At 39.2% G+C, this 24432-nt stretch carries 22 protein-coding genes; 8 read left to right on the plus strand and 14 right to left on the minus strand.

The window, feature by feature from the left end:
- Nucleotides 1-42 precede the first annotated feature (42 nt).
- Complete coding sequence (locus IPZ59_RS06440; RefSeq protein WP_236139058.1) at nt 43-2439, minus strand: alpha-L-rhamnosidase-related protein; 2397 nt, start codon at nt 2437-2439, stop codon at nt 43-45.
- Nucleotides 2440-2490: 51 nt separating this feature from the next.
- Nucleotides 2491-3051: a hypothetical protein gene (locus IPZ59_RS06445; protein WP_236139059.1), complete on the minus strand. Its 561-nt coding sequence runs from the start codon at nt 3049-3051 to the stop codon at nt 2491-2493.
- Between the two features lie 116 nt (nt 3052-3167).
- Here IPZ59_RS06445 and IPZ59_RS06450 point away from each other — a divergent pair, with 116 nt between their 5' ends.
- Entirely contained in the window at nt 3168-4598 is a 1431-nt protein-coding gene (locus IPZ59_RS06450; protein WP_236139060.1) for a DASH family cryptochrome, read from the plus strand.
- A 2-nt stretch (nt 4599-4600) separates the two neighbouring features.
- Here the strand turns inward: IPZ59_RS06450 and IPZ59_RS06455 are convergent, their stop codons facing one another.
- The 4 genes from IPZ59_RS06455 to IPZ59_RS06470 form a co-directional block, all read right to left on the minus strand.
- Nucleotides 4601-5362: an alpha/beta fold hydrolase gene (locus IPZ59_RS06455; protein WP_262912261.1), complete on the minus strand. Its 762-nt coding sequence runs from the start codon at nt 5360-5362 to the stop codon at nt 4601-4603.
- A gap of 63 nt (nt 5363-5425) precedes the next feature.
- Nucleotides 5426-7267, minus strand: coding sequence for a glutamine--fructose-6-phosphate transaminase (isomerizing) (gene glmS / locus IPZ59_RS06460; RefSeq protein ID WP_236139062.1), 1842 nt, complete (start codon nt 7265-7267; stop codon nt 5426-5428).
- Between the two features lie 121 nt (nt 7268-7388).
- Nucleotides 7389-8780, minus strand: a complete 1392-nt coding sequence (locus IPZ59_RS06465) for a DUF4270 family protein (protein ID WP_236139063.1) — start codon at nt 8778-8780, stop codon at nt 7389-7391.
- Nucleotides 8710-9519, minus strand: a complete 810-nt coding sequence (locus tag IPZ59_RS06470; RefSeq protein ID WP_236139064.1) for a glycogen/starch synthase — start codon at nt 9517-9519, stop codon at nt 8710-8712. The genes IPZ59_RS06465 and IPZ59_RS06470 overlap by 71 nt, the downstream gene beginning before the upstream one ends.
- A gap of 123 nt (nt 9520-9642) precedes the next feature.
- On the opposite strand from IPZ59_RS06470, the gene panC reads away from it, so the two are divergent.
- From panC to IPZ59_RS06500, 6 genes are all read left to right on the plus strand, one after another.
- Nucleotides 9643-10491 (plus strand): pantoate--beta-alanine ligase, encoded by an 849-nt coding sequence (gene panC / locus IPZ59_RS06475; protein WP_236139065.1) that lies wholly within the window; start codon nt 9643-9645, stop codon nt 10489-10491.
- A gap of 21 nt (nt 10492-10512) precedes the next feature.
- Entirely contained in the window at nt 10513-10860 is a 348-nt protein-coding gene (gene panD, locus IPZ59_RS06480) for an aspartate 1-decarboxylase (RefSeq protein WP_236139066.1), read from the plus strand.
- A gap of 1 nt (nt 10861) precedes the next feature.
- Nucleotides 10862-11863 carry a lysylphosphatidylglycerol synthase transmembrane domain-containing protein gene (locus IPZ59_RS06485; RefSeq protein WP_236139067.1) on the plus strand — a complete coding sequence of 334 codons (1002 nt, stop codon included), beginning with the start codon at nt 10862-10864 and terminating at the stop codon, nt 11861-11863.
- A gap of 34 nt (nt 11864-11897) precedes the next feature.
- Nucleotides 11898-12584: a zinc metallopeptidase gene (locus IPZ59_RS06490; RefSeq protein WP_236139068.1), complete on the plus strand. Its 687-nt coding sequence runs from the start codon at nt 11898-11900 to the stop codon at nt 12582-12584.
- Nucleotides 12585-12701: 117 nt separating this feature from the next.
- On the plus strand, nt 12702-13841 hold the full coding sequence (locus IPZ59_RS06495) for an acyl-CoA dehydrogenase (protein ID WP_236139069.1): 1140 nt from the start codon (nt 12702-12704) through the stop codon (nt 13839-13841).
- Between the two features lie 140 nt (nt 13842-13981).
- Nucleotides 13982-14914 carry a helix-turn-helix domain-containing protein gene (locus IPZ59_RS06500; protein ID WP_236139070.1) on the plus strand — a complete coding sequence of 311 codons (933 nt, stop codon included), beginning with the start codon at nt 13982-13984 and terminating at the stop codon, nt 14912-14914.
- A 71-nt stretch (nt 14915-14985) separates the two neighbouring features.
- On the opposite strand, the gene IPZ59_RS06505 is transcribed toward IPZ59_RS06500, so the two are convergent.
- The 6 genes from IPZ59_RS06505 to IPZ59_RS06530 form a co-directional block, all read right to left on the minus strand.
- On the minus strand, nt 14986-16374 hold the full coding sequence (locus IPZ59_RS06505; RefSeq protein WP_236139071.1) for a peptidylprolyl isomerase: 1389 nt from the start codon (nt 16372-16374) through the stop codon (nt 14986-14988).
- Nucleotides 16367-17254, minus strand: a complete 888-nt coding sequence (locus tag IPZ59_RS06510) for a peptidyl-prolyl cis-trans isomerase (protein WP_236139847.1) — start codon at nt 17252-17254, stop codon at nt 16367-16369. The genes IPZ59_RS06505 and IPZ59_RS06510 overlap by 8 nt, the downstream gene beginning before the upstream one ends.
- On the minus strand, nt 17214-19223 hold the full coding sequence (locus tag IPZ59_RS06515; protein WP_236139072.1) for a peptidylprolyl isomerase: 2010 nt from the start codon (nt 19221-19223) through the stop codon (nt 17214-17216). The genes IPZ59_RS06510 and IPZ59_RS06515 overlap by 41 nt, the downstream gene beginning before the upstream one ends.
- A gap of 92 nt (nt 19224-19315) precedes the next feature.
- Nucleotides 19316-19732 carry an ATP-binding protein gene (locus tag IPZ59_RS06520; RefSeq protein ID WP_262912262.1) on the minus strand — a complete coding sequence of 139 codons (417 nt, stop codon included), beginning with the start codon at nt 19730-19732 and terminating at the stop codon, nt 19316-19318.
- Nucleotides 19729-20067, minus strand: coding sequence for an STAS domain-containing protein (locus tag IPZ59_RS06525; protein WP_236139074.1), 339 nt, complete (start codon nt 20065-20067; stop codon nt 19729-19731). The genes IPZ59_RS06520 and IPZ59_RS06525 overlap by 4 nt, the downstream gene beginning before the upstream one ends.
- 30 nt (nt 20068-20097) lie before the next feature.
- The gene (locus IPZ59_RS06530) at nt 20098-22158 is read right to left on the minus strand and encodes a SpoIIE family protein phosphatase (protein WP_236139075.1); all 2061 of its coding nucleotides are present in this window, start codon (nt 22156-22158) and stop codon (nt 20098-20100) included.
- Nucleotides 22159-22252: 94 nt separating this feature from the next.
- On the opposite strand from IPZ59_RS06530, the gene IPZ59_RS06535 reads away from it, so the two are divergent.
- On the plus strand, nt 22253-22972 hold the full coding sequence (locus IPZ59_RS06535; RefSeq protein ID WP_236139076.1) for a DUF4197 domain-containing protein: 720 nt from the start codon (nt 22253-22255) through the stop codon (nt 22970-22972).
- On the opposite strand, the gene IPZ59_RS06540 is transcribed toward IPZ59_RS06535, so the two are convergent.
- Both IPZ59_RS06540 and hemW read right to left on the minus strand, forming a co-directional pair.
- On the minus strand, nt 22969-23289 hold the full coding sequence (locus IPZ59_RS06540) for a DUF721 domain-containing protein (protein WP_236139077.1): 321 nt from the start codon (nt 23287-23289) through the stop codon (nt 22969-22971). The genes IPZ59_RS06535 and IPZ59_RS06540 overlap by 4 nt on opposite strands.
- A gap of 3 nt (nt 23290-23292) precedes the next feature.
- Nucleotides 23293-24426, minus strand: a complete 1134-nt coding sequence (hemW, locus tag IPZ59_RS06545; protein ID WP_236139078.1) for a radical SAM family heme chaperone HemW — start codon at nt 24424-24426, stop codon at nt 23293-23295.
- Nucleotides 24427-24432: the final 6 nt, after the last annotated feature.

Raw genomic sequence — 24432 nt, forward strand, 5'->3', positions numbered from 1 at the left:
GAAATTCAAAATTTTATTTGTAAACCGCCCTATTTTTCTGGCTTATTTCATTATCTCTATAGTTATTTTTTCTCCTTGAGTAGCAACACTGTTTTTGATTGGAAAATCATCTCCATTTACCAAAAGTTGCTTCCATTCACCAAAAGGTATATGAAAAACGATTTCCCAATCCTTTTCAACTTGGTCAATTTGGATAATTAGGCTCCGTCCAGTTTTTTTGTATGCTACCGAGAGCTCATTTGTCCCCACTAACACTCGCTCTATGCTAACATTATTCCAGTCTGTTGGCAGCTCAGGTTTGAGATGAATAATTTTTTTGTGTGCTTCAGGCTGTATTCCAAAAAATTGGGTAACAATGGGAACTCCATAACTATACAAATTCCAAGCTTGACTCATCATGCCATAGTCAGGGGAAACTTCATAAATTGATCCCGGTAAAGCAAAGCTAAATGATCGCGTCATTCGATTCATATAATCCAAGGCTCGATCGGGTCTATGATAGTTATTTTCGGCAATGATGGATACACCTGTCGGCAAGGTCATGACTGCTCCCGTGTATGAGAAGACTTTGCTTCCAACAAAAGAGCCATCTTCGTAAGCAGCAGCATCATCGCGGTCTATTCCTGTGACAAAGACCCCGAAAGGATTGACAAATCTAGTCGCTTTATCCAAGGCTATGATGGCTTTATCAGGATCTGCAATACCCATCTCCATAGGTGTGTTGACTACCCAGTTGTGGAAAATTACAAAGCCTTGTTTTTTGTCTTTAGGATAGGCTGATATTCTTTTTTTGGTTTGCATCAACTCTTCGATTGCCCATGGTTTATTTAGGGTGTCTGCTCGAATAATTGCAGCATCGATCAGGTGAAGAGCCTCTTCCGTCGTTCCTATAAAATCCGCAAATCCATTAAAATCTTCTACCCAAAACTCTCTATTTATTTTTTCTTTGAGTGTATCAGCGAGCGTTTGATAAGCTGCCATGTCTGCTTGATAACCGAGCTCTGCTGCCATGGCCGCTGCATCTGCAAAAGCCTGTTGGGTGTACACTGCCACATCAATCATTTCAGATTCTAGGCCATGGATTTCCATCATGCCGTAACCGTCAGGAAAAAGATTACCATCCTGATCATTTTCCTCCATCAACCAAGTTAATCCTTTTTTGATCGTTGGATAATAGGTGGCGAGAAACTCTCGGTCACCAGTCCATCGGTATACCCACCATATCAATGAGGCAAATTGTGGTGTTTCATTAATATTACCAGGGTTGAAAACTGCCCCGTTTGTACTCACTTCATGAATGATTCTGCCGTTACCATTGATTTCTGATAATTGATGAATCAATTCAATGGTCGCATATACTAGATCCTTCCTGCCGGTAGCAATTGCTCCTTTAAGCGTATATTCGTTATCTACGCCAAACCACCAAGGATAGTCAGGCATTCCAGCACCTAGTCCTCTCCCGATTTCAGGCACCTCCCGTACGAGCCATTCGGTATTAAATTTCACCCACGTAAACGCCTCTTCGATAGTTTTGTCAGGAATAGAAATCTTGGCCAATGATGCAATTTCTTGGTAGTGTTTTTTCTTTTCTAATAAATATTTTTCTGCATGTTGCATTAAGTCATCAAAGGTGCGCTCTGTTTCTTTTTGTGAAGTATAAGAACCTGCCACAACAAATCGAAGGGTTTGTTGTGTCCCCTTTTTTAACTCAAGGTTGTATGAAAGCATACCAGTAGTTCCAGACCCTTTTGGTTGGTAACCACAAGGGTCTTGGATACCCGCTTGATGATCGGTGATTGTATGATCAGCACCAAATAAGACATACCAATCATTTCCCTGATCTTTACCTAGCCAAGATCCCCGTTTGTTGTCAAAAATTAACTCATCTTCATTATCAATCATACCTGTTCGCTCTCCCAGCCAAACTGGCTGTAAGTCTGTATGGCCTGTAAAATTAAATAGGAAGGATTGTGTGTCTTCGCTGTTATTTTGAAACGAAAATTCGATCACTACTCCTTCTTTTCCATCTGGTACAAATTGAAAACGCTCCACGGAAATACCGGGAACGGCAACTCGAAAGAGATGTTTGTTAGCAATAGGATAATTGATAAATTGGTCTGCTTGATTCAGACAGTAGGTAGCTCCTTCGGTAGTAATGGATGCACTGAATCCATCCATCAATTTGATTGGATGATTCCATATACCGCCCATTTCACCTTCCACATGCCAACCTAAATCAGGGAAAGTTCCATCCTGATGCCCTACTAAATAAACGCGATCTCCTGCTGCAAAAAAAGGTGTGGATAAAAACTCAGTCTTACCATCTTGACTCAGCCAATCTTGTACGTGAGAACTTAGCGCTTTTTTTTCGGAGGTTTGACAGCTACTCAAACAAATACAACCTAAAAAGAAAAACGATATGTACAGACTGGTTTTCATATGATAAGAAATTGATGAGTGCTTGTTCAAAAAACAGATTAATCGTTTAAATTATTCCCAACCCCATGCTGGACCTGGACTTTCTACTTCTTTACTTAAATCAAATTTTACAGAAAAAAAGCGATCTGAACCCATTCGTCGAAGATTGTATGTAAAGGAGGTATCATCGACGGTGATCCACCATACATTGGTAGCAGCATATGGTATTAAGTCAGTTGTTTCTTGGTCGGCAGGGAAAAACTGAATATTTTCCATCCCCGTATTAGACGTGAGTCCTCCGTATTGGGTTACCTTATCTTCGGAACCGTCTTCATGTCGATGATCATGTTTTAATTTTAAGCGATCATTTTCTTTGGTTATCACCCATGTTCTGGATTTGTCATCTCCCACAAAAAATGGAATGTGGACATAATCTTCTCCGCAAGCGACTACATGCATAACGAGTCTTTTCCCTGCAAATGGATCATTGGGGCCCACAGGTGTAACGAGCTCGCCTTCATAGGATTTACCACAGTGTTTTCGTAGATGATCAAGAAATTTTTCATTGGCTGGCGCTTCTTGTGCAAGTAGGGTGGAAGTAAGAAATAAAAGGAATACGAATAAGATTCTCATGGATTTTTTGTAGTTGATTTATGAAATTGTTGTACTTGTTTGCTCAATCTATGAAGGTACATAATATTTCGAAAATCCTTCAAACACTTTGGTTAAATAAGCTGTTAGAAAATCAAATGAATAAAAATAGAGTTGTAGTTTGGTTTAGAAATGATTTAAGGGTGCATGATAATGCATCCTTATTTTCCGCTGTAACCAAATATGAAGAAGTGATACCTGTGTACTGTTTTGATGAGAGACAGTTTACTACAACCCGGCTGGACCTTCCCAAGACAGGCCCACATCGAGCGAGGTTTCTTTGGGAGTCTATTAATAATTTAAAAGAAAAGTTACGGGGTCTTGGTTCAAATTTGCTGGTGCTGATAGGAAAACCAGAAGAGTTGGTGGTAGACATTGCTATAAAATATGAAGCAAGTGCTATCTTTTTTTCTGAGGAAGTAACCGAAGAAGAAAAAAAAGTAGAAGAAGCCTTAGAGCATCATGCTTGGTCAAAGGGGATTAAAACAGAAGCCTTTTGGCAAAGTACGCTCTTTCATTTGCAAGATTTGCCTTTCCCAGTCAATCAGACTCCTGAGGTGTTTACGCAATTTAGAAAAGAGTGCGAAAAGTTTTCGAGAATTCAAAAGGTGTTTGCCACACCTAAACAAATCAATAGTCCTTCTTTTCAGGAAGAGGAAAGTGTAGAGATTGATCTAAAAATGCTAGGTTTGAAGGAGCCTGAGATTTCGCCGAACGGTGTGTTGAGATTCGAAGGTGGTGAATCGGCGGCTCTTGGGCGACTTCAGACCTACTTTTGGGAACAAGACCTCCTAAAGGTTTACAAAGAAACCAGAAATGGTCTCCTAGGTGCTGATTATAGTAGCAAATTTTCGCCATGGTTGACCTTAGGGTGTATTTCTCCCAAGTATATTTATTGGGAGGTTTTACGATATGAAAAGGAACGTAAGAAAAATCAATCAACCTATTGGTTGATTTTTGAATTGATATGGAGGGATTACTTCCGGTTTATTTGTAAGAAGCATGGGAACAAGGTTTTTCAATTAAAGGGCCTGAAAAATGTAGCGGAAAAGTGGAATAGGAATGAATCCATGTTTTGGAAATGGGCTGAAGGGCAAACCGGAATCCCTTTTGTTGATGCTAACATGAGGGAACTGAATCAAACCGGGTTTATGTCCAATCGTGGCAGGCAAAATGTTGCCTCATTTTTAGTCAATGACTTAGGTATCGATTGGCGTTGGGGTGCCTCCTATTTTGAATCTGTTCTGATCGACTACGATGTTTGCAGCAATTGGGGTAATTGGATGTACGTGGCAGGGGTTGGAAATGATCCACGTGAAAATCGGTATTTTAACATCCTCAAGCAAGCCCAAAACTACGATAAAAAGGGAGACTATATTCGGCACTGGATTCCAGAACTAGCCGATATTAAAGGCTTTGATATACATCAGCCACATACACTTAGCCCTTCTGTGTTAAGAAGCTGCAATGTAAGTCTGGGTGGTAATTATCCTCATCCCATAGTCAAGATGAAAGCGTTTAGTTATTGATATTAGGATAAGTTTTTTAAAAAACTCTGTATAATTTCCAAGCATGTATCCTCCTCTTCAAACATACCCATGTGTCCTGCATTTGGAAGCTCATGGTAGTAGAAAGCATAGGGTTTATGCTGACGGCTTTGCTCAATATGCACTGCTTGGTCATGTAGGCCCGCAATCATAAGTTTCGGATTTGGAAAATTCTGCCATATCTCCATGCGGTTTTTTCTATCCCGCATTGCGAGGATAAATGCAAGCACACTTGCTTGGTTGCTCAACTTTCCAAAGCTGATAAGTCTTTGTATTTCTTGATGTTTTCTTGATCGATTTTCTTCAGAGAAAAGGGGTGGAACGAATGAGTCAATAAACTTTTCGACCCCAAATTTCTGAATAAACCGATACGTCTTGTTTCGAGAATGGATTTTTTCTTCAGTATCAGCGAATGCAGTAGAGTGAAACAGTCCAATTGCTCGAATGTGTATCCCCATCAGTTCAGCCAATGCCAACGTTACATACCCACCCAATGAATGTCCGATAATGACAGGATTGACCATATCCACCTCTTCCATCCAATCGCAGATGGCCACGGCAATTGATTCTAGGCTAGTAGTATGCGGAAGTAGCGGACTTTGACCAAAACCGGGCAAATCTATCGTATAGACGGTATAGTATTGGGCTAGGGTGGGCACCCAATGATCCCACATATCCAAAGATTCACAAAATCCATGAATTAAAAGTAAGTGGGGACCTTGTCCAGTTTTTTTAAAGTTGATCATGATATCAATGAAAAAGTCCTGAACGAATTCAGGACTTGGAAACTTTCTTCAAGGGTATTCAATTTATTCCACCGTAACTGACTTTGCCAAGTTTCTTGGTTGGTCCACATTACATCCTCTCATGACTGCGATATGGTAAGAAAGCTGTTGAAGAGGAACAACTGCAATCAGAGGTACAAATGCCTCTTCGGTTTCAGGAATTTCAATCACATGGTCTGCCATATGTTTGACAGTATCGTCTCCTTCTGTCACTACAGCAATGATTTTTCCTTTGCGCGCTTTTACTTCTTGTATATTGCTGACTACTTTTTCGTAAGAAGAGTCTTTGGTAGCAATGAATACTACGGGCATCTCTTCATCAATTAAAGCAATGGGACCATGTTTCATTTCAGCAGCTGGATAACCTTCTGCATGGATATAGGAAATTTCCTTCAACTTTAATGCACCTTCCAAAGCCACTGGGAAGTTATATCCTCGACCTAAATACAGAAAGTTTCTAGCATCTTTATACTCTGCCGCAATTACTTGGATTTTATCGTTTAGTTTTAGAGCTCTTTCCACCTTGGATGGAATAGTTTCCAACTCACTTAACAGCTGCATGTATCTGCTTTCGGAAAGCGTTCCTCTTTGATAGCCTAATTTTAATGCCATCATCGTCAAGACAGAAATTTGTGCTGTGAACGCCTTCGTTGAGGCAACACCAATTTCAGGACCTGCATGGGTATAGGACCCTGCATGAGTTGCACGGGCAATGGATGAACCTACTACATTGCAAACACCAAAGATGGTAGCTCCTTTGGACTTAGCAAGTTCGATGGCGGCTAATGTATCTGCTGTTTCTCCTGATTGAGAAATTGCGATTATAAAATCTTCTGAGTTGACAACAGGATTTCTGTACCTAAATTCAGATGCGTATTCTACTTCCACAGGAATACGTGCAAATTCTTCGAAAAGGTATTCAGCCACCAAACCAGCGTGCCAAGAAGTTCCACAAGCCGTAATGATGATTCTTTTGGCGTTTTGGAATTTATTCATGTAGTCTCTAAGACCACCTAATACCAATCGCCCATTTTTAGCATCTAACCTACCCCTCATACAATCTGCTATCGAACGTGGTTGCTCGTTGATTTCCTTTAGCATGAAATGCTCGTAACCACCCTTTTCAATTGCCTCCAATTCTAATTCGAGTTGATTGATATATGGATTGGTTTCTACATTTTCAATAGTTTTGATTTGAAGCTGATTGTTGCAGATGACTGCAATCTCATAGTCATCCAGGTACACTACTTGATTGGTGTATTCAATGATAGGAGTTGCGTCGGAGGCTAGGAAGTATTCATCTTGGCCTACACCAATGACAAGAGGTGACCCTTTCCTTGCGGCAATGAGCGTATCCGGTTGTTCTTTATTTATGATTACAATGGCATATGCGCCCACCACTTTGTGTAAAGCCAAGCGAACCGCTTCTTCCAAGCTGCAATAATTATTGACATAAATGTCTTCAATGAATTTGATGAAAACTTCTGAATCTGTATCTGAATGAAAAATATAACCTTTATTCAGAAGGTCTTTCTTCAACACATCATAGTTTTCGATAATGCCATTGTGTATCATGGCAAATTTTTCATTCGAAGAATAATGAGGGTGAGCATTTACATCATTAGGTTCTCCATGGGTAGCCCATCGGGTATGGCCAATCCCAATCTTAGAACTCAAGTCTGAATGATCTTGCAGATGGTTTTCTAATTCAGAAACCTTCCCCTTTTTTTTGTACACACTCAGACCGTCCTTGGTAAGTAATGCAACCCCAGCACTATCATACCCTCTGTATTCTAGTCTTTTTAATCCTTTGATAATAATTGGCAGCGCTTCTTGCTGTCCAACATAAGCTACAATTCCGCACATAATTAAAAATTTTAATCTCCAAAAGTAAGATTTTTCAATTTAATGTTTATTCAAATCTCTTTTTTTTTCACTTCCACAAAAAAAGTAAGTGAAATAAAGGGGCTTCATGCAAAAACGCGGGTTAAAGTACCCGCGTCCTTGAATAGAAGATTTTTAATTTAATAGTATTTTTATCCCATACATTCTCCTTCATTGAGAAGGTAAAATCATCACTGCCCGTTTGTCCTGGATAGAGCAGTAAATCCCTTCGTTGAATTCTTCTCCTATAAATAGCATTGACATGTGCCGTTAATGATTGATTCAACAAGTTTGTTTCACGATCATGAAATAATAAAGATGGGACATCTGACGCAGGCTCACCTGTCTCGGGATCAAACTGCGGTCTATTGTCAGGTGATACAAATAATTGCCTTCCATCAGACCTTCTCAATATCCTATTGGTCTCATTCGTGAAGTACATGATATTCCTATCAAAGGGTCTATGCGTAGGCCTATTTTCTTCCATAGGCCCCATTTCTAAAATGACCCGGTTAAACGTAACATTATCTAAGGTGTCTAGGAATCTAGCTAAAGCTTCGGTTTCTAGTTTTACGACGATATTGGACATCCCTTTCATTCCAACTCTATTGCCCACGTCGTAAGCTACATGGGATTGGGTGACAGATTCAGTAGCGGAACCCGCTGAATTCACTTTGTACTGAGAGAAATGTCTTGCTACATTGAAATTCAATCCAGTTGCAACGGGGTAGATTCGTGAGATAGTGTCACCTTCATTCCTATAAAAGAAAATCATTCCTGTACTGCTTCCTGGTCTGATTGTAAATGCAGCTTGTTCACTTTTATCACCAGTGAAGGCTAAGCCTGGGAGGAAATTCCGAAAGGTAAATATGTCTGTGAAATTTTGTCCTGATTTGATTTCCTCAAATAGATTTCTCACAAACTCATTGTCCACTTTGATATTTACCAAAGTGTCTTGATTGTTTTGGAAATTAAAGCTTGCACTTACAATTGGCTCTTCTTCGTATTCTAATCCATCAAAACTGTAATAAATACGGTCTTGAATTTGCTCTTTGAGTTTGTGTACCCGGATTGTTTTAGGGCTTGTCAGTTGATCTGCTAAAACAAAACGTACATTAAAGTTAAACCTGACAGAATCTAATACGGCATTAGCACTTGGGAAATTGATATCTCTGTCAAAAAAGAGGCGGCTGTAGCCCACGCCTTCACTTTCTCCAAAGAAATCTCCCGAATCATGTCCAAATACCAGGTGTCCATTGTTAGTGGTAGAAACTGAGTCTAACCTGACAACTTTAGCAGACAGAGACACTTCCTGGTAATTGACTCCTATCTGATTGGTATTTGGGTCAAGATCAAGCCCTATACTCGAAGGGTCTGAACAAGATGCCGCTATAATGGAAAGTAGAAAGAGACCTGTAATTGCCTTAATTGGCCAAATCTGTGTAGATATTGTAGTAACTTTCAAAAAGTTCTTCTTCTTCGCTGTTAATTTCACACTGTTTGTCTTTTGAGTGCTCTTCAATTAGTTGGTTTAAATTTTCGGAGATATCCTCGCCTTTGATGACTACGTCTGCGTATGCCATGCCTATTTTGATGAAACCTTCGAAATCTTTTGACTTTAATGGCGCTAAGATATTGTCATCAATATCCACCATTTTTACTTTGTCAAATAGATCATCGCCAAATTTATGGGTAAATCCGTTATTATAAATAGCGAATACCGATTTTGTTTCTTTAAATAAAGGTTCGTTTTTGTAGGTGGTCTTTAAGTACATTGGTATCAAGCTTGTCATCCAGTCGTTGCAATGTACAATATCTGGAGCCCAGCCTAATTTTTTCACTGTCTCTATCACCCCCTTGCAAAAGAAGATAGCTCGCTCATCATTATCTTCATAGAATTTTTCCTGCTTATCATGGAAAACGCTTTTTCTTTGAAAATAGTCTTCATTGTCAATGAAATAAACTTGAAGCTTTGCATTTGGTATGGATGCAACCTTGATGATCAAAGGCTTTTCTTCTTCTCCTACTGCAATGTTAATTCCAGAAAGTCGTACAACCTCATGTAATCTGTTTTTTCTTTCGTTAATTAATCCAAATCTTGGAACAAGAATACGGATTTCCATTCCTTTTTCCTGCATTGCTTGGGGTAAAGCTCTTACGAAATTGGCAACTTCTGATGTTTGTAGGAATGGGTTGATTTCACTTGCTACGTAGAGAATACGAAGTTTAGACATACCTTGTTTTTTTGTGTAGGGAAATAATAATTCACAAAGATACAAAAAAAAACTAGCAAAACCATTGTTATTCTGAGGAATAAACTAGTTTTGCCTCTATTTTACATTTGAAAAACACAATCAGTGAAAGTTGCACCTACCATCGAGGAATTAAGAACAAATCTTAAATCTCACCATGCTGATAATCAACTTATAGGATTTGTGCCGACCATGGGAGCTTTACACGAAGGGCACTTGGCTTTGGTTGATAAAGCTAAAGAATCCTCTGATACAACGGTGGTTTCAATCTTTATAAATCCGCTTCAATTTAACAATGCACAGGATTTTTCCACGTATCCTCAGACATTGGAAAGTGATCTTGAGTTATTGGAGAAGAGAGGGGTAGATGTGGTTTTTTTGCCATCTAAAGAGGAACTCTATCCCATGCAACCATCCTTGAGTATCAATTTTGGACCGTTGGAACGTACCCTTGAAGGTGAGTTTAGGCCGGGCCATTTCAGTGGTGTAGGTATTATTGTTTCTAAGTTGTTAAATATTGTTAAGCCACATGTTGCGTACTTTGGACAGAAGGATTTGCAGCAAGTAGCTGTGATTCAAACACTGGTAAGAGATTTGTCTATAGATGTTAAAATCCAAGTAGTTCCTACCGTGAGGGAATCAGATGGGTTGGCTATGTCTTCCCGTAATCTCCGATTAACTACGCAAGAGCGAAAGGCGGCAAGGTTACTTTACCAAGTATTAAATTTTTGTAAGATTGAACTATTGGCGGGGAGAGATTGGTTAACCACCCGACAAGAAGCATTGCAAATGATTCGTCATGAATCATTGGCATCTATGGAATACTTGGAATTGGTGTCTACTTATTCACTTCAAAAGCAAGAAAAATTTGAACCCGAGCAGGCCTTATCACTGGTCATTGCTTGTTTTATTGGGGAAGTGCGATTGATAGATAACCTTCCAGTAAATTTGTAATATTGCGGCAAAATTAAAGTTATGCAAATCCAGATTTTAAAATCCAAAATTCACCGAGTTAAAATTACCCAAGCAGAGTTGCATTATGTAGGAAGCATTACCGTCGATGAGGACTTGATGGATGCTGCCAATATGATCGAACATGAGAAAGTTCAGATTGTCAATATCAACAATGGTGAGCGATTGGAGACCTATCTCATCAAAGGAGAGCGAGGTTCTGGTATGATTTGTTTGAATGGCCCTGCTGCGCGTAAAGCTCAGGTTGGTGATGTGGTGATCATCATTTCTTACTGTTCCATGGATTTTGAACATGCAAAAACATACCAGCCGAAAGTCATCTTTCCTGATGACCATAATAAATTGATTTAAGTTGAAGTTAACAGGTAAGCAGGTTTTACAGGTAGTCCTTTCCCTTGCTTTAGCAGGATGGATATTTTGGTTTTTGTACAAAGATATTTCTTGGACTAGCTTGACTGCTATGTTTTTGGAGTCATCTTTTTTTTGGCTCACGATTTCTTTGATTATTTCAGTCGTAGGGTTTTGGTTGCGTGCCTGGAGATGGGCATTATTAATTGATGCTGATGCTCAGATACAGACCAAAACTGTTCGAGCTTTTGTAGCCTTGATGGTGGGTTACTTGGCCAATTTGGTAGTTCCACGTGCAGGAGAGATCGCCCGCTGTGGTGTGTTGGTCAAAACAGAAGGGAAGCAATTGGGAGGGTTGATTGGCACAGTAGTTTTGGAGCGTACGATTGATTTATTGTTTATGCTTGGGACAATTTTGCTGGCTTTTATAGTCGAGCGCCAACTTTTTTTAAGCCTGTTTGGTGAATTGGTGTCCTTAGACGCTTTAGTAGAAAAAATTTCGGGAGCACTTCCGCTGGTGATTGGAGGCTTTAGCATTGCGCTGTTGTTTCTTTTTCTTGCTTTAAAAAAATACCAAGACCACTCGGTGTTTAAAAAAATCCGACATTTCTTACGGGATATGGTGAGAGGAATCATTAGTCTGCGAAAAGTAAAGAATCAATGGGGCTTCTGGGGTAGTTCGACGCTCATCTGGGTGAGTTATTATTTTACGATGCTTACCGTAGCTTGGGCAATACCCGCTACTGCCAGTCTGTCATTGAGCTCAGTATTATTAGTCATGGTTATGGGCAGTATTGGCATGATAGCTCCTGTTCAGGGAGGTATTGGCACCTTTCATGCGCTTGTGGCCTACATTTTGATTGCATTTGGATTGGAAGAAGCTGATGGTAAAATATTTGCGGCCATTATCCATGGCGTGCAAATGCTTTTGGTAATTTTCTTAGGATTATTCAGTTTAGGATATTTCTTAAAAATTACTGCTCAGAAAGCATCCAAAACTTCTTAACTTCGTTAAAAAATTAGCTATCAAATTTAAAACTATGATTATTTTAATTTTCATCGTCTTTGCTGCACTAGGATTCATAGTCAGCAACAGGTTGAAGAGTAAATTCAAGAAGTACTCTCAGATATCTCTGAAAGCGAATCTTTCAGGCAAAGAGATTGCTGAATTGATGTTGGCTGACAGTGGCATCTACAATGTTCAGGTATTAAGTGTAGAAGGTCAGTTGACAGACCATTACAATCCTATGAACAAAACGGTCAACTTGAGTCCGGATGTGTATTATGGAAGAAGTGCAGCTGCCGCAGCGGTAGCAGCCCACGAATGCGGTCACGCTATTCAGCATGCGCGTTCATATCCATGGCTAAACTTCCGATCAGCCATGGTGCCTATGCAGAATGCAAGTGCTAAAATCCTAAATATTGTACTTATCGCATCTTTATTTGGTGGTTTTGCTTTAGGGTTACCTTATGAATTTGTTGGCTACATTGTGGTAGGATCCTATGGAATAATGACACTCTTTACCCTTGTAACACTGCCAGTAGAATTTGACGCAAGTGCACGTGCCTTAGCTTGGGTTAAGGAACGAAATGTAGTCACGCCAGATGAATATGCCATGTCAAAAGACGCTTTGAAGTGGGCAGCAATGACCTATGTGGTTGCAGCTATGGCCGCTTTGGTTACTTTAGCTTATTATATCATGGTTTTCTTTGGCAACAGAGACTAACAAGAAACTGAAAAAGCACATTTGAGTTTACAAATAAGGGTCAATTAATTGTCCCTTATTTTTTTTGGTGCTAAATTCGAGTCCTAATAAGTTAAACCCAAATACTCAATCGTTTATATGCATTTTGAATACACAGAGGAGCACCTAGCGGTGCGGGACGCGGCGAGAGATTTTGCCCAAACAGAGTTGTTGCCAGAGGTAATTGAAAGAGATACCGAAGCTAGATTTCCCTATGAGCAGATCAAAAAAATGGGAGAACTGGGCTTCATGGGTATGATGGTGGATCCGAAGTACAATGGGGGTGGTATGGATACCATTTCTTATGTATTGGCAATGGAAGAAATTTCCAAAATTGATGCCTCTGCTTCTGTATCTATGTCTGTCAATAACTCTTTGGTTTGTTGGGGGCTTGAAAAATATGGAACTGAAGCACAGAAAGAAAAATACTTGAAGCCACTGGCAGCTGGAGAAATCATCGGAGCTTTTTGCTTATCCGAGCCAGAAGCTGGTTCAGATGCAACTTCCCAAAAAACGAATGCGGAGCTCAATGGTGATCATTACATTCTGAATGGCACCAAAAATTGGATTACCAATGGGAATACAGCGTCTGTTTATTTGGTAATTGCCCAGACGGATATAGAAAAAGGTCATAAAGGTATTTCCGCATTTATAGTAGAAAAGGGATGGGATGGCTTTTTGGTAGGAAAAAAGGAAGATAAATTAGGGATCAGAGGATCTGATACGCATTCTTTGATGTTTACAGATGTCAAAGTACCAGTAGAGAATAGAATTGGAGAAGAAGGCTTTGGCTTTACTTTTGCGATGGAAACTCTCAATGGAGGTAGAATTGGAATTGCTGCACAAGCCTTAGGCATCGCCTCAGGCGCTTACGAGCTTGCCTTGGCTTATTCTAAAGAGCGTAAAGCATTCGGAAAGACCATCAGCCAACACCAAGCTATTCAGTTTAAATTGGCAGATATGGCTACTCAGATTGAGGCTGCAAGATTGTTGGTTTTAAAATCGGCTTGGTTGAAAGATAATGGACAGGACTATGCACATGCCAGTGCCATGGCTAAGCTTTATGCTTCCGAAGTTGCTATGAATGTTACCGTAGAAGCAGTTCAGGTTCATGGTGGATATGGCTATGTGAAAGAATACCATGTAGAGCGTTTGATGCGAGATGCTAAAATCACCCAGATTTACGAGGGTACTAGTGAAATTCAAAAAATAGTTATATCTAGAGGCATTTTGAGATAACTGCTCGAAAATAGGATAGAAAGGCATAAAATTTAATTTTTATGCCTTTTTTTGTGCTTTTTTGAATTATTATTTACTTTTTCGATTTAAATTTAGAAAAATATTTTAGTTTTACACTGCAAACCGCTACACTACACATCATGGAATATTACAATAAAGTCATTGAATCAGTAGGAGTTCGTTTTTTGAAGGGTACGAATTATAAGATTGAGAAATCTGTTGCCGTATCAGATTATATTGAAACCGAAAACTCCATTATACTTCTGCATCAAGGTTCTCTCAAGTTTTCAGACGAGCAAGAGCTTGTCAACGAAGGGGAAATATTGTTTATACCTGCAGGAAGAGCGACACCGATAACCTTTGGTTCGGGCAACAAAAAGTCTGAAATGGACAATGAAGGCTTTCTGGATCAAAAAAGAAAGTTTTTGCAAACCATCAGTTTTAAAGAAATAAAATCATTAGAGGAAGATTGCATCTCAATTGTCAACTTTGAAGCTAAGGTTTTTGATGTCGTTAATTTCTTTAATTCCTTAGGAATCCCTCCATTTGTGATTCGATTCAATGATAGACTGGCGACCATTGTAGAGGACATAGTAAAAGAGTCTGAGCAAAGTACACCGGGAAAAGAGCGAGTTCTTAAAATTCATTCTGAATTGTTGGTGATAGAAATTGTCAGACATATCCTCAAAAACAGATTGTTTATGGAGGAGCTTTCTACCAACAGTACTTATTTCAAAGATCCACGCTTGATCGATTTGTTTAATTACATCAAGAAAAATATTGGTGGTGATTTGTCCAATAAAGTATTGGCCAAAGTTGCGAATGTATCCGAAGATTATGTGGGGCAATATTTCAAAATGCTTACCGGTATCAATCCTCAAGATTATATTGAGTATCAGCGTATGGAAGCCGCCGTTGAATTACTTCGTACATCTAAGAAAAGTATTCGTGACATTGGAAAAGAGGTAGGATATAAAGACACCGCGTATTTCTGTAGAAGGTTTAAGATGATGTATGGCTTACCTGCCGGAAAAATGAGAAGGAGAGAATCCCTTATCAATGTGCAAAGTTAATTGCTTCTTCACCTAGTAGATATAAAAAAAGCCCAGCTAAATGCTAGGCTTTTTTTTATGATAGCTAATGATCATCTGTTTTGCAATGCATTGCAGCGATCATAGCTTGGATCTATATCAATAAAGACTTCCTCTTTGGCTGATAGAAACCATCTGCTCAGAATGTCTTCTTCCTTCTTTCTTCGGGTAGCAGCTTTCAATTTTTCGTAATCATCCTTCAAGTTTGCTCTGTGTGCGGGGTATCGTTGCTTGTAGAAAAGAATCCGAACCTGTGGCCCTTCACGCTCATCCTCAAATCGAATTGGTTTGGTGATGGCTCCCACCTTCATGGTATCTAAAGTAAAATAAAGAATAGGATCTTCCAGTGTACGAAGAGTAAGTCTGTTGGATTGAGTTGCAGGGTCTGTAAAGAATCCGCCATTGTCAGAGGTACCACGGTCATTGGAATGATCTTTTGCAGCTTTAGCAAACTCTACTTTTCCTTCCATGATTTCAGTTCTCAAGCTATCGAGAAAACGTTCTGCTTTGAGCATATCCTCTTCACTAGGTTGTGGTTTGATCAAAATATGGCGAGAATTATAGGTGTTCCCTCTTCTTTCCAACAGCTGAATCATATGTATCCCAAAAATCGTTTCTACTGGGTCGCTGATTTCTCCAGGTCTAAGGCCAAGAGCTGTGGCTTCAAATTCAGGTGCCAATTCTCCTCTTCTGAAGAAGCCTAGTTCCCCGCCTTGAATTGCCGACATGGGGTCTTCAGAGTATTCTCTAGCTAAGGTTTGAAAATCGGATAATCCATCGCCAATCATTCGTTTAAAATTGAGCATTTTTTTACGCACATCTTCTTTTGCTTTGTCATTCACAATTGGTTTGCGTACAATTTGCCCAACAGTTACTTCTGCCGAGAAAAAAGGAAGTGAATCTCTCGGAATATCGTTGAAAAATTTCCGTACTTCAGCTGGAGACACGGTCAGTTCGGAAGTGATTTTTTGCTGCATCTTTCCGATGACTTTTTGTTCGCGCAGAGCAGATTCGATCTCACTTTTCATTTGATCTGCCGTCTTTCCATAGGCCTCGATCAGGATGTTTTCATCTCCTCCAAACTGCTGCATCATCATCGAGAATCGTTGATCTGCTTCAAACATTACCTCAGCATCGGAAACTATCACAGAATCAAGTTCGGCTTTGGCCACCATCAATTTGTTTATCAACAATGATTCAAATACCTCACAGCGAGTGGGGGCTTCAAATCCCTGTTGGCTTTGAGCAGCGATTGCCTCAATATATGCTTGCTGCACCTCGGATTCAAGCAAAATATAATTGTTTACTTTGGCTACAATTTTATCAATGATTTGACCCGTAGGTGCTGTGTTCTGGGAAGGCTTCGTTGCCTCTTGACTGTTTGCAAAGCCAATTATCCCAATGAAAAATAGCCCACTAAAGGTTAGTCCTAATCTATTCATAAATACTGAATTCTTTGTTTTCTAATGCGCGCGTAAATATATCTTTATGCAATTGTTCTCGTAAATTGTTGACTCGCTTGTTCAGAAGTATTGTCATAATTTCTTCTTTCACAAATTCCATCGGTGGAACTTCATTTTGCAATTTGTATTCCAAAATGTCAAAATAATAGAAATAATTTGTGTCCTCTGCTTTTATAAACGAGCTACTTTTTAATAATTGAGTTTTTGTTAGTTCCTTCTCCAGAGGAGTGTTGGCAGTCAATTCTTCAAATCGTACCCAAGTCCCATTTTCCAAGTAATAGTTACTTGCAAACTTTAAGCTAAGTTCTTGAAGACGATCATATTCTTTTTGCCTGATTGCCCGCTCAAATGTTGCCCGTTGAGGATGAGTCTTTTCTAATTTGATAAAGTTTCCTCGAACAATTGTTTCTTTTAATGTAAAGTTACCCTTATTAAGATCGTAATAGTCAATTATTTCCTGTTCTGTAATTTCTTGGTCAATCTGACGGTTGATATAATTTTTTTCAAACTCATGTATCATCAAGGATTCTCGGTATTCCTTGATTCTTTGATTGAATTCAGGTGTATTGAAATTAATTTCCTTAGATGCCTCTGTGATCATCAGCTGCTGCCGAACCCATGACTGAACGTATCTTGAAACGATGGCAGCACTATCCTCTGCTGACATTCGCGTGTTGATGAGGAAACTTACTTCAGAGTTCATCAACGAGTTGTTGCCAACCGTTGCTAGCACTCGATCCTCTGTTTCCACCATGCCAGATTTGACTCGAAATAAGTCGCAGGCAGAAACAAATGAAAGTACCAAAACTAAAGACACACTAATCTTGAACGATTTTTTCGTAAATCTTATTTTTTTCATTCTCGTCAATGCTGAAATTAAATTTTTCCTTCAAATTGGCTATCAGCATGTTGTCTAAATATTCCTGATAATCTTGGATGACTTTCCCCCTAGTTTCAGTCAGTAGTTTGGGCGATGCAGGTATTTTTGACCCTACAATTACAAATTGAGTTTGACCGTTTTGAGTGATTTCATGAAATGCTTTTTCAAGCGCTAAATTTTTGAGTAAAGGATGATTCCTCCATTCGTAAACACCTTCCTCCATCGTAAACAACAGCGGATCATTTAACAAGAATGTATTTTCCAAACGATCAGATAAGTCGCTTTTATATACTTTATCACTTAAGAATCTTCTGACTGAAGCAGTAGACTCTTTCTTCGCCATGGTTACAATGACGGCGTTTATACGTTCTTCCCATACATAACGCTGCTGATTTTCCTGGAAGAAATTTTGAAGCCCTACACTGTCTTCCAATGCTTTTTGCCAAACTTGGTCATTCATCAGTGAAAAGAGCAAAATCCCATCTCGGTATTCCCTTAGGAGCATTCTGTATTCCTCGTTATTTTGCTCCAAGTCTTCCTCTTCTGTTTTGTCAAGCGTGTAGGTAATGAAGCTATTCAGTTGACTTTCAAAGGTTGATTGCGGCCTGCCAGTAATGACCTGATTCTCTCTGTCAGCTAAGTAAGCTATAAAGTCTCTGGTTGTATATGTTTTGGTTTGAATACTAAAAAGCTCTTGATCCATAAGCTCAGCTTTTTCTAAGCTTATGATTGCTTCTTTCATGTTTTTGTCTTTTGCGATAGCTTTTACTGTATCAGTAGCGCTTTCATTTTCGACAAATCCATAACGGGACTTTTGCATGGCTGCAACTTGGGATCCTATCAAACTTGATCGTGAATCTCTCAGGATTCTGGATTTGATCATAGGTTCCATTTCCTCATACGGGGCAATAGGTTTACGCTCTTCCAAACGGATAATGTGGTATCCATAGGGGGTTTTCACTGGAGGAGAAATTTCACCTTCTTCCTGTAAGGCAAAAGCTACTGCTTCAAATTCAGGGATAACTGAACCTAAACTAATCCAAGGCAATTTGCCTCCTGTGTTTTTGGTACCCATATCTTCTGAAAATTGCCTACAGACCTGTTCCCACTCACTTTCCGGTTTTTGGAGTTCATGATAAATTTCTCCTACTTTTCTCAACGCTCTTTCTTCCGACACAGGATCACCCATAGGAGATCGCACCAAAATATGAGATACTCTAACCTCTCCTGGATTTGGCTTTCGATCCTCCAATTTGATGATATGATAGCCGAAGTCGGTGAGAACCGGTTCAGATATTTCATTTATTTTCAAATTGTAGGCGGCGTCCTCAAACTGATAGACCATTTGCAGGGCTGTAAAATAACCAAGGCTCCCTGCATTAGTTTGAGCAGATGGGTCTTCTGAGTATTCTTTGGCTAAGGCACTGAAGTCTGCCCCATTGTCAGCATCTGATTTCAATTTTTGAGCCATTCTAAATACAGCAATAGAGTCTTCTTTGGAAGCTCCGCTGGGGAATTGCACAAGGATGTGGCTGGCTTTGACCACTTCTTGCATGCGGTTATATGCTTTTAATAATTCACCTTCCTGAAGAGAATTTTTGATAAGGTATGGCTTGATGAGGTCTTGTTTAAACATTTCAAACTCTCGTTCAAACTCCTCATTTTTGTCCAAGCCTTGTGCCTCAGCTTCTTTGACTTTTAACTTATAATTGAGAAATAACTCCAGATTTTGTTCAAACTCTTCTGGAGTCAGCATATTATCTTTATCCTCAAACTGCTTATTTTTTGAAAATAAGTACAAAAATTCATCTGAATCGATCTCTTCCCCTTCAATAACGAAGAGTGGGGTAGGTTTGTCAATAGATGTTTCTGGCTGGATCAAACCAGTTTTTGGGCTACACCCGAAAAATAGAATCAATATTCCGATTAATAAATTCCTTTTATTCATAATTGAATTCAATGCATAGAATAGAATGCAATGTTACGAATTTATATCAATACTTGTGGGAATGTAGCTTGAATTAGCGCCTGAATTAACAATTATTTGGAATTCAAAAGTTTAAAAAGTCTGCAGGTGTTTTTCCTACCATTGGTCTCAAACTCAATTTTATCCATGAATTTTTTGACGAGCATAATGCCTAGCCCGCCTTTTCTTTTGGTAGTAATCAGCTGATCGATTTCAGGCTCTTCGTAATCCAAAATATTGAATCCTGCTCCTTGATCGTGGATTTCAACTTTCAATAGTCCATTTTCAATAAGCGTATTCACCTGAATGTATTCCGTTGAATTACAGGCATGTGAATGAATAATTAGGTTTGCAGTCACTTCTTCTACAGCTAGTAAAACCTGATGTCTCTCAAGTTCATTCAAACTTGTGCTTATCAAGAAATCCTCTAAAAATTGTCTTAGAAGTGATAACTGACTTGTGTCGCAATATAATTTTAAACTCTGACTCATTCTACTAGTGCCAAGACATCTTCTTTAGTCGGACGAATTCTTATCAACTTATCTAGTCCCAATATTTCAAAGACTTGAAATACTTTGGGCGCAAGACCAAATATATAAATCTGTATTCCTTTTTCTTGAAATTCATCTAAATAGGACATAAATACTCCTAATCCTGCTGATGAAATATAATCCAACGCGCTACCATCTACCAATATAACGGAGCAATCTTGTAAAAGGATAGACTGGATTGCGCCATCTAGGTCCACCGAGTTACTGGCATCTATCTCCCCCCGTAATATGAGAAGATGAATTTGCTGCTCTAACTGAATATCAATTTTTAACATGCTCTATCTAACGAGATTATTTCCTTTAAGTTAAAGAAATTTTATGATCATTAATGAATAATCATCATCAAGGGTTTGATTTGTGCCAATAAAATCAAAAACACGCTGAATGATAAGCTTTTGTATCTCTTCTGGGGCCTTTTCGTGGTGGTCCTCGATGAGATCTCTGAGCCGTTCGTAACCGAATTCTTCCCGCTGATCATTACTTGCTTCTACCAGTCCATCCGTAAACAAAACAATCATATCTTTTGGGTTGAAATTGATGGTTTTTTCGTGTACATAGTCTTCATACACGTTTGTGCGGATGATCCCGAGGCCCATTCCATCGATGGTCAAATAATCACATCTTTTTAATTTGGCATCGTAGTAGAGGGTAGGACAATGACCTGCTCTGCTAAACTTAATGGTTTTTTTCAGGGTGTTGATAATCAAGTAGGTTGCTGTAATGAACAGCTGACGTTCCAAGCAAGAGCTGAGCGCTTTATTTGCTTTGATCATAAACTCCCTTGGGTTTGGGTCCATTTGGACCAAACTTTGGAAAACGCCTTTCATTTGGGACATATTAAAGGCAGCTGAAGTACCCTTGCCAGATACATCTCCAATGATTACGGCAAATTCATGTTCTTTCAATTGATGGGTTTCGTAGTAATCTCCCCCCACTTCATCTGCTGCCTCTGAAAATCCACAAATTTCAAAATATTCATCGTGATGTAGCGTATCTGGGAGTAGACTTCTTTGAACTCTTTGAGCGATTTTCAACTCTTCTTTGTAGCGTTCATTTTTGATTGCTTCGTTGAGAAGACGATGATTTTCTACTGAGATACAGGCCTGTCCTACAAAAGTGCTGATGATATTCAACATTTCTTTATTGAAGCCTTCTTTGACTTCTTTGAGCAGGAAGATTCTCCCAAAGGTTTGATGATTGGTCACCAATGGGAGCATGAGTGCCGAGGAAAAACCATTTTGACTTATCCTTCCTGAATAGACTTTGTATTCGTTTTTGGGATTATCCCATTTAAATTCTTCAAAGGGATGGGTGGTTTCAACGTATGTTTGGACTTTAGCCCGTTCTATTTCTTTGATACTTCTCCTATGTACGACTTGCAAACCTAGGTTACTATCAAGGATTTCAATCCAACCGGCATCCGCATAGGAAGCACTCATGCAAGAATCAATTAAGATATCCAATACCTGGTTTTCGCTTTGTCCTGGTTTAATGGATTGACTCAAGCGTTGAAAGTTGATAGCTTCGGTGAGTTTTTGCTCAAATACCGAGGATGTGGGCAAATTGAATAGCGTGACAAGTAAACTGAAAAGGGAATAAATAAATACAAAGCTGAAAAGTGCGATTAAGAAAAGGTTATCCGTCAGATTGACAAACATCAAGTCGCTGTCGCTGTAGGCCAATAGTTGGAAAAATAAATAGATGCTACAGATTAAGATGATCACTAAAAATAAGATGGACTTCCACTTTTCCTTGAAGGTCAGATAAGGTATCCATTTGAGATTGACCGATAAAGAAATAGAGAAGATAAACATGAATACCATCCCAAATAAGAAACTGTAATCAAGGGAGTTGTTATTGAAAAACACAAAAAACATGCTGATGAGTAGGATGATTTCAAAGGCCTGCCATTGCTGTACAATCCGCTTGGTTTTTTGGTAAAGAATTAATTTCCGCCACAGAATCATGGTGGAAATCAAAAAAATGGTGATCAATGCAAAATTCACATGATAAAAAAAGTTTCTTAGTAAGGGGTCTACAGCCAGTCTTCCATCTCCGAGGAGGAAATAAAGTCCTCGGATGATTAAGGATACAGTCAGTGCCAAAAGACCTGTTGAGGCACCTCTCCAGATCAACTCTAAAAACTCTGAATTTTTATTGGTATTGATGGTATAATCGTAAAAAATATACACAGTGATGAAAAAAAGAATTTCGAGGGCATAAGAATATGCCGGGCTAATACCCGTTCCGAGCTGATTGAGTTCTCCAAAAATCCGGGTAATGTCCACAAATAAAAGTGCCAGCCAAATTAATACAGCGCTAATCAAGCTTAGTTTTCCCGTATGTATTTTAGGCATTTTTATCATACATTGGCAATGTTGACACAATAATACTCATTAAACTTTAAAAGGTATGTTTCGTTGATTGGATTGATTCAAAAATGATGAATAAATTTGTCACATGAAAAAACTACAAATTATCAAACTCTCTCTGCTTTGCTTTTTCTTCGTGGGATGTACTGCCAGTGATTTAAATAAAGTTTTGCAAGGTCTTGGGACTGGAGGGCCATTAACCCAGCAAGAAGTTTCTTCCGGATTGAAGGAAGCATTGGTACAAGGGATTACCAATGGAGCTACTATGGCATCAAGGCAAGATGGTTTTTGGGGGAATGAATTGATCAGGATTATGCTTCCAGAAGATGCAAGAAGAGTTGAAAACACCTTGAGACAGATTGGATTGGGTGCTGAGGTGGATCGTGCGCTTTTGTCTATCAATCGAGGTGCAGAAAATGCAGCAAGACAAGCGGTCCCGATTTTTGCCAATGCTATCAGGCAATTGACGATACAGGATGCTTTTGCTTTATTAAGTGGGCAACAGGATGCAGCTACACAATTTCTAAAAAGGACTACTGAAGCTCAATTGGTAGAGCTTTTTCAACCAGAAATTCAAAAGTCCTTGAATGAAGTTGGAGCTACTAGGTTTTACTCTGATTTAGCAAATGCTTATAATGCTATCCCTTTAACCAATAGAAGGGTTAATCCCGACTTGAATGCGTACGTTACTCAGCAGGCAATCGACGGGTTGTTTACCTTAGTAGCACAGGAGGAAGCGAAAATTAGGCAGGATCCTATGCAGCGGACCACCGCCTTGATGAGAAGAGTGTTTGGGTCACAGGATTAAAGTATAACTACTTCATCAATAAGCTCTTTGCCAAATCTTTCATGAATCAGCTGAACCAATTTGCTTTGGTTCATTCGCAATTCTTGTTTGACTGGTCCTGAGCTTATTGATGCAAATAGCTTCTTTTCTTTGATAAAAACAGAGGTAGTCCTGCTTGCGACAGTTTTTCCCATGATCTCAGGCCAAGCTTGAATCAACGCTTTTTCATCGTATCGGTCTTTGAGTTTATAGACACGAAGTAAGTCTTCAAATGCATCACTCATAGGTGTTGCTTCTTTTTTCCTTGCTGAAAAATCTCTGTATTTGTCTGTACTCATATCTCAAAGGTAATCGATAAACAGCGCACTCGCGATGCTATCTGCAATAAATTTTCCTTTCTGACTCAACAGAAGAGAGGGGCCCTTGATGATAATCATCCCCTCATTGCTCAGTTGATTGAGCATATTCTTTTTTTCTTCAAAAAGGTCCACCCCATATTCCCTTTTAATTTTTTGTGTATCTGTGCCCCAGGAGGTCCTCAGCGAGGTTAAAATGTATTCATTAAGAATATCAATAGGTTCAAGTTGCTCTTCTTGCTTGGGGAAAAGACCTGCCTGAGCAGAACGGATATAGCTATTGTTGTTGGCAATCGTAGACCAGCGACTCTTGCCATCAAAAGAATGAGCACTTGGACCAATTCCTAAATAGGGAGTCCCTTTCCAATAATTGCTATTGTGAATAGCCTCCTTCCCAGGGATTGCAAAATTGGAAATTTCATATTGCTCGTATCCAGCTCTGCTAGTTTCTAGCATCAGGTGCTTCATTTGTTCGTGGATAAAGTTTTCATCGGCCTCTTCGAATTTTCCAGTTTGAGTCCACTTTCCCAATGCGGTCTTGGGCTCCACAGTCAAGCAATAACTGCTGATATGTGCTGGATTAATTGTTAAGGCAGTTTCTAGGTCTTTTTTCCAAATACTATGATCTGCATGCGGGAATCCATACATGAGATCGATGGATAATTTTTCAAAGCCTGCATCTTGGCTTTTTTTCACCGCGAGCATGGATTCCTGAGCCGAGTGCGCCCGGTTATAAAATTTTAAAACCTGATCATTAAAGCTTTGAATACCAATACTTAAGCGATCAAAATTTAGGTGCTTTAATTGTCTCAGCTTCTCCACTGCTATATCATCAGGATTCGCCTCTAAGGTACACTCTTCCAAGGCTACTGAGTAGTGTTTATAAATTGCATTGAGGATACGCTCGATGGAGAGAGCATCCAAAAGTGACGGAGTACCTCCGCCAAAGTAAATAGTTTTGATGATCGGATCACCCTGTAAAGACTCCTTTCTAAATTCGATTTCTGCAATTAAAGCATCTATCATCGGTTGAATGGTCCGATGATTGGTACTGAAATGGAAATCGCAGTAATGACATGCTTGTTTGCAAAATGGAATATGGATATAGATACCAGACAAAATGCT

This window comes from Mongoliitalea daihaiensis (assembly GCF_021596945.1).
GTDB classification, from domain to species: domain Bacteria; phylum Bacteroidota; class Bacteroidia; order Cytophagales; family Cyclobacteriaceae; genus Mongoliitalea; species Mongoliitalea daihaiensis.

Bases quoted from the DNA above. Each gene is read 5' to 3' on its own strand.
- IPZ59_RS06490 (WP_236139068.1), top strand. From the start codon at position 11,898: ATGATTATTTTAATTTTCATCGTCTTTGCTGCACTAGGATTCATAGTC.
- IPZ59_RS06505 (WP_236139071.1), bottom strand. From the start codon at position 16,374: ATGAATAGATTAGGACTAACCTTTAGTGGGCTATTTTTCATTGGGATA.
- IPZ59_RS06515 (WP_236139072.1), bottom strand. From the start codon at position 19,223: ATGAATAAAAGGAATTTATTAATCGGAATATTGATTCTATTTTTCGGG.
- panD (WP_236139066.1), top strand. From the start codon at position 10,513: ATGCAAATCCAGATTTTAAAATCCAAAATTCACCGAGTTAAAATTACC.
- IPZ59_RS06445 (WP_236139059.1), bottom strand. From the start codon at position 3,051: ATGAGAATCTTATTCGTATTCCTTTTATTTCTTACTTCCACCCTACTT.
- IPZ59_RS06500 (WP_236139070.1), top strand. From the start codon at position 13,982: ATGGAATATTACAATAAAGTCATTGAATCAGTAGGAGTTCGTTTTTTG.
- IPZ59_RS06455 (WP_262912261.1), bottom strand. From the start codon at position 5,362: ATGATCAACTTTAAAAAAACTGGACAAGGTCCCCACTTACTTTTAATT.
- IPZ59_RS06530 (WP_236139075.1), bottom strand. From the start codon at position 22,158: ATGATAAAAATGCCTAAAATACATACGGGAAAACTAAGCTTGATTAGC.
- glmS (WP_236139062.1), bottom strand. From the start codon at position 7,267: ATGTGCGGAATTGTAGCTTATGTTGGACAGCAAGAAGCGCTGCCAATT.
- IPZ59_RS06495 (WP_236139069.1), top strand. From the start codon at position 12,702: ATGCATTTTGAATACACAGAGGAGCACCTAGCGGTGCGGGACGCGGCG.
- IPZ59_RS06520 (WP_262912262.1), bottom strand. From the start codon at position 19,732: ATGAGTCAGAGTTTAAAATTATATTGCGACACAAGTCAGTTATCACTT.
- IPZ59_RS06470 (WP_236139064.1), bottom strand. From the start codon at position 9,519: ATGTCTAAACTTCGTATTCTCTACGTAGCAAGTGAAATCAACCCATTC.
- IPZ59_RS06450 (WP_236139060.1), top strand. From the start codon at position 3,168: ATGAATAAAAATAGAGTTGTAGTTTGGTTTAGAAATGATTTAAGGGTG.
- IPZ59_RS06525 (WP_236139074.1), bottom strand. From the start codon at position 20,067: ATGTTAAAAATTGATATTCAGTTAGAGCAGCAAATTCATCTTCTCATA.
- IPZ59_RS06540 (WP_236139077.1), bottom strand. From the start codon at position 23,289: ATGAGTACAGACAAATACAGAGATTTTTCAGCAAGGAAAAAAGAAGCA.
- IPZ59_RS06510 (WP_236139847.1), bottom strand. From the start codon at position 17,254: ATGAAAAAAATAAGATTTACGAAAAAATCGTTCAAGATTAGTGTGTCT.
- IPZ59_RS06440 (WP_236139058.1), bottom strand. From the start codon at position 2,439: ATGAAAACCAGTCTGTACATATCGTTTTTCTTTTTAGGTTGTATTTGT.
- IPZ59_RS06535 (WP_236139076.1), top strand. From the start codon at position 22,253: ATGAAAAAACTACAAATTATCAAACTCTCTCTGCTTTGCTTTTTCTTC.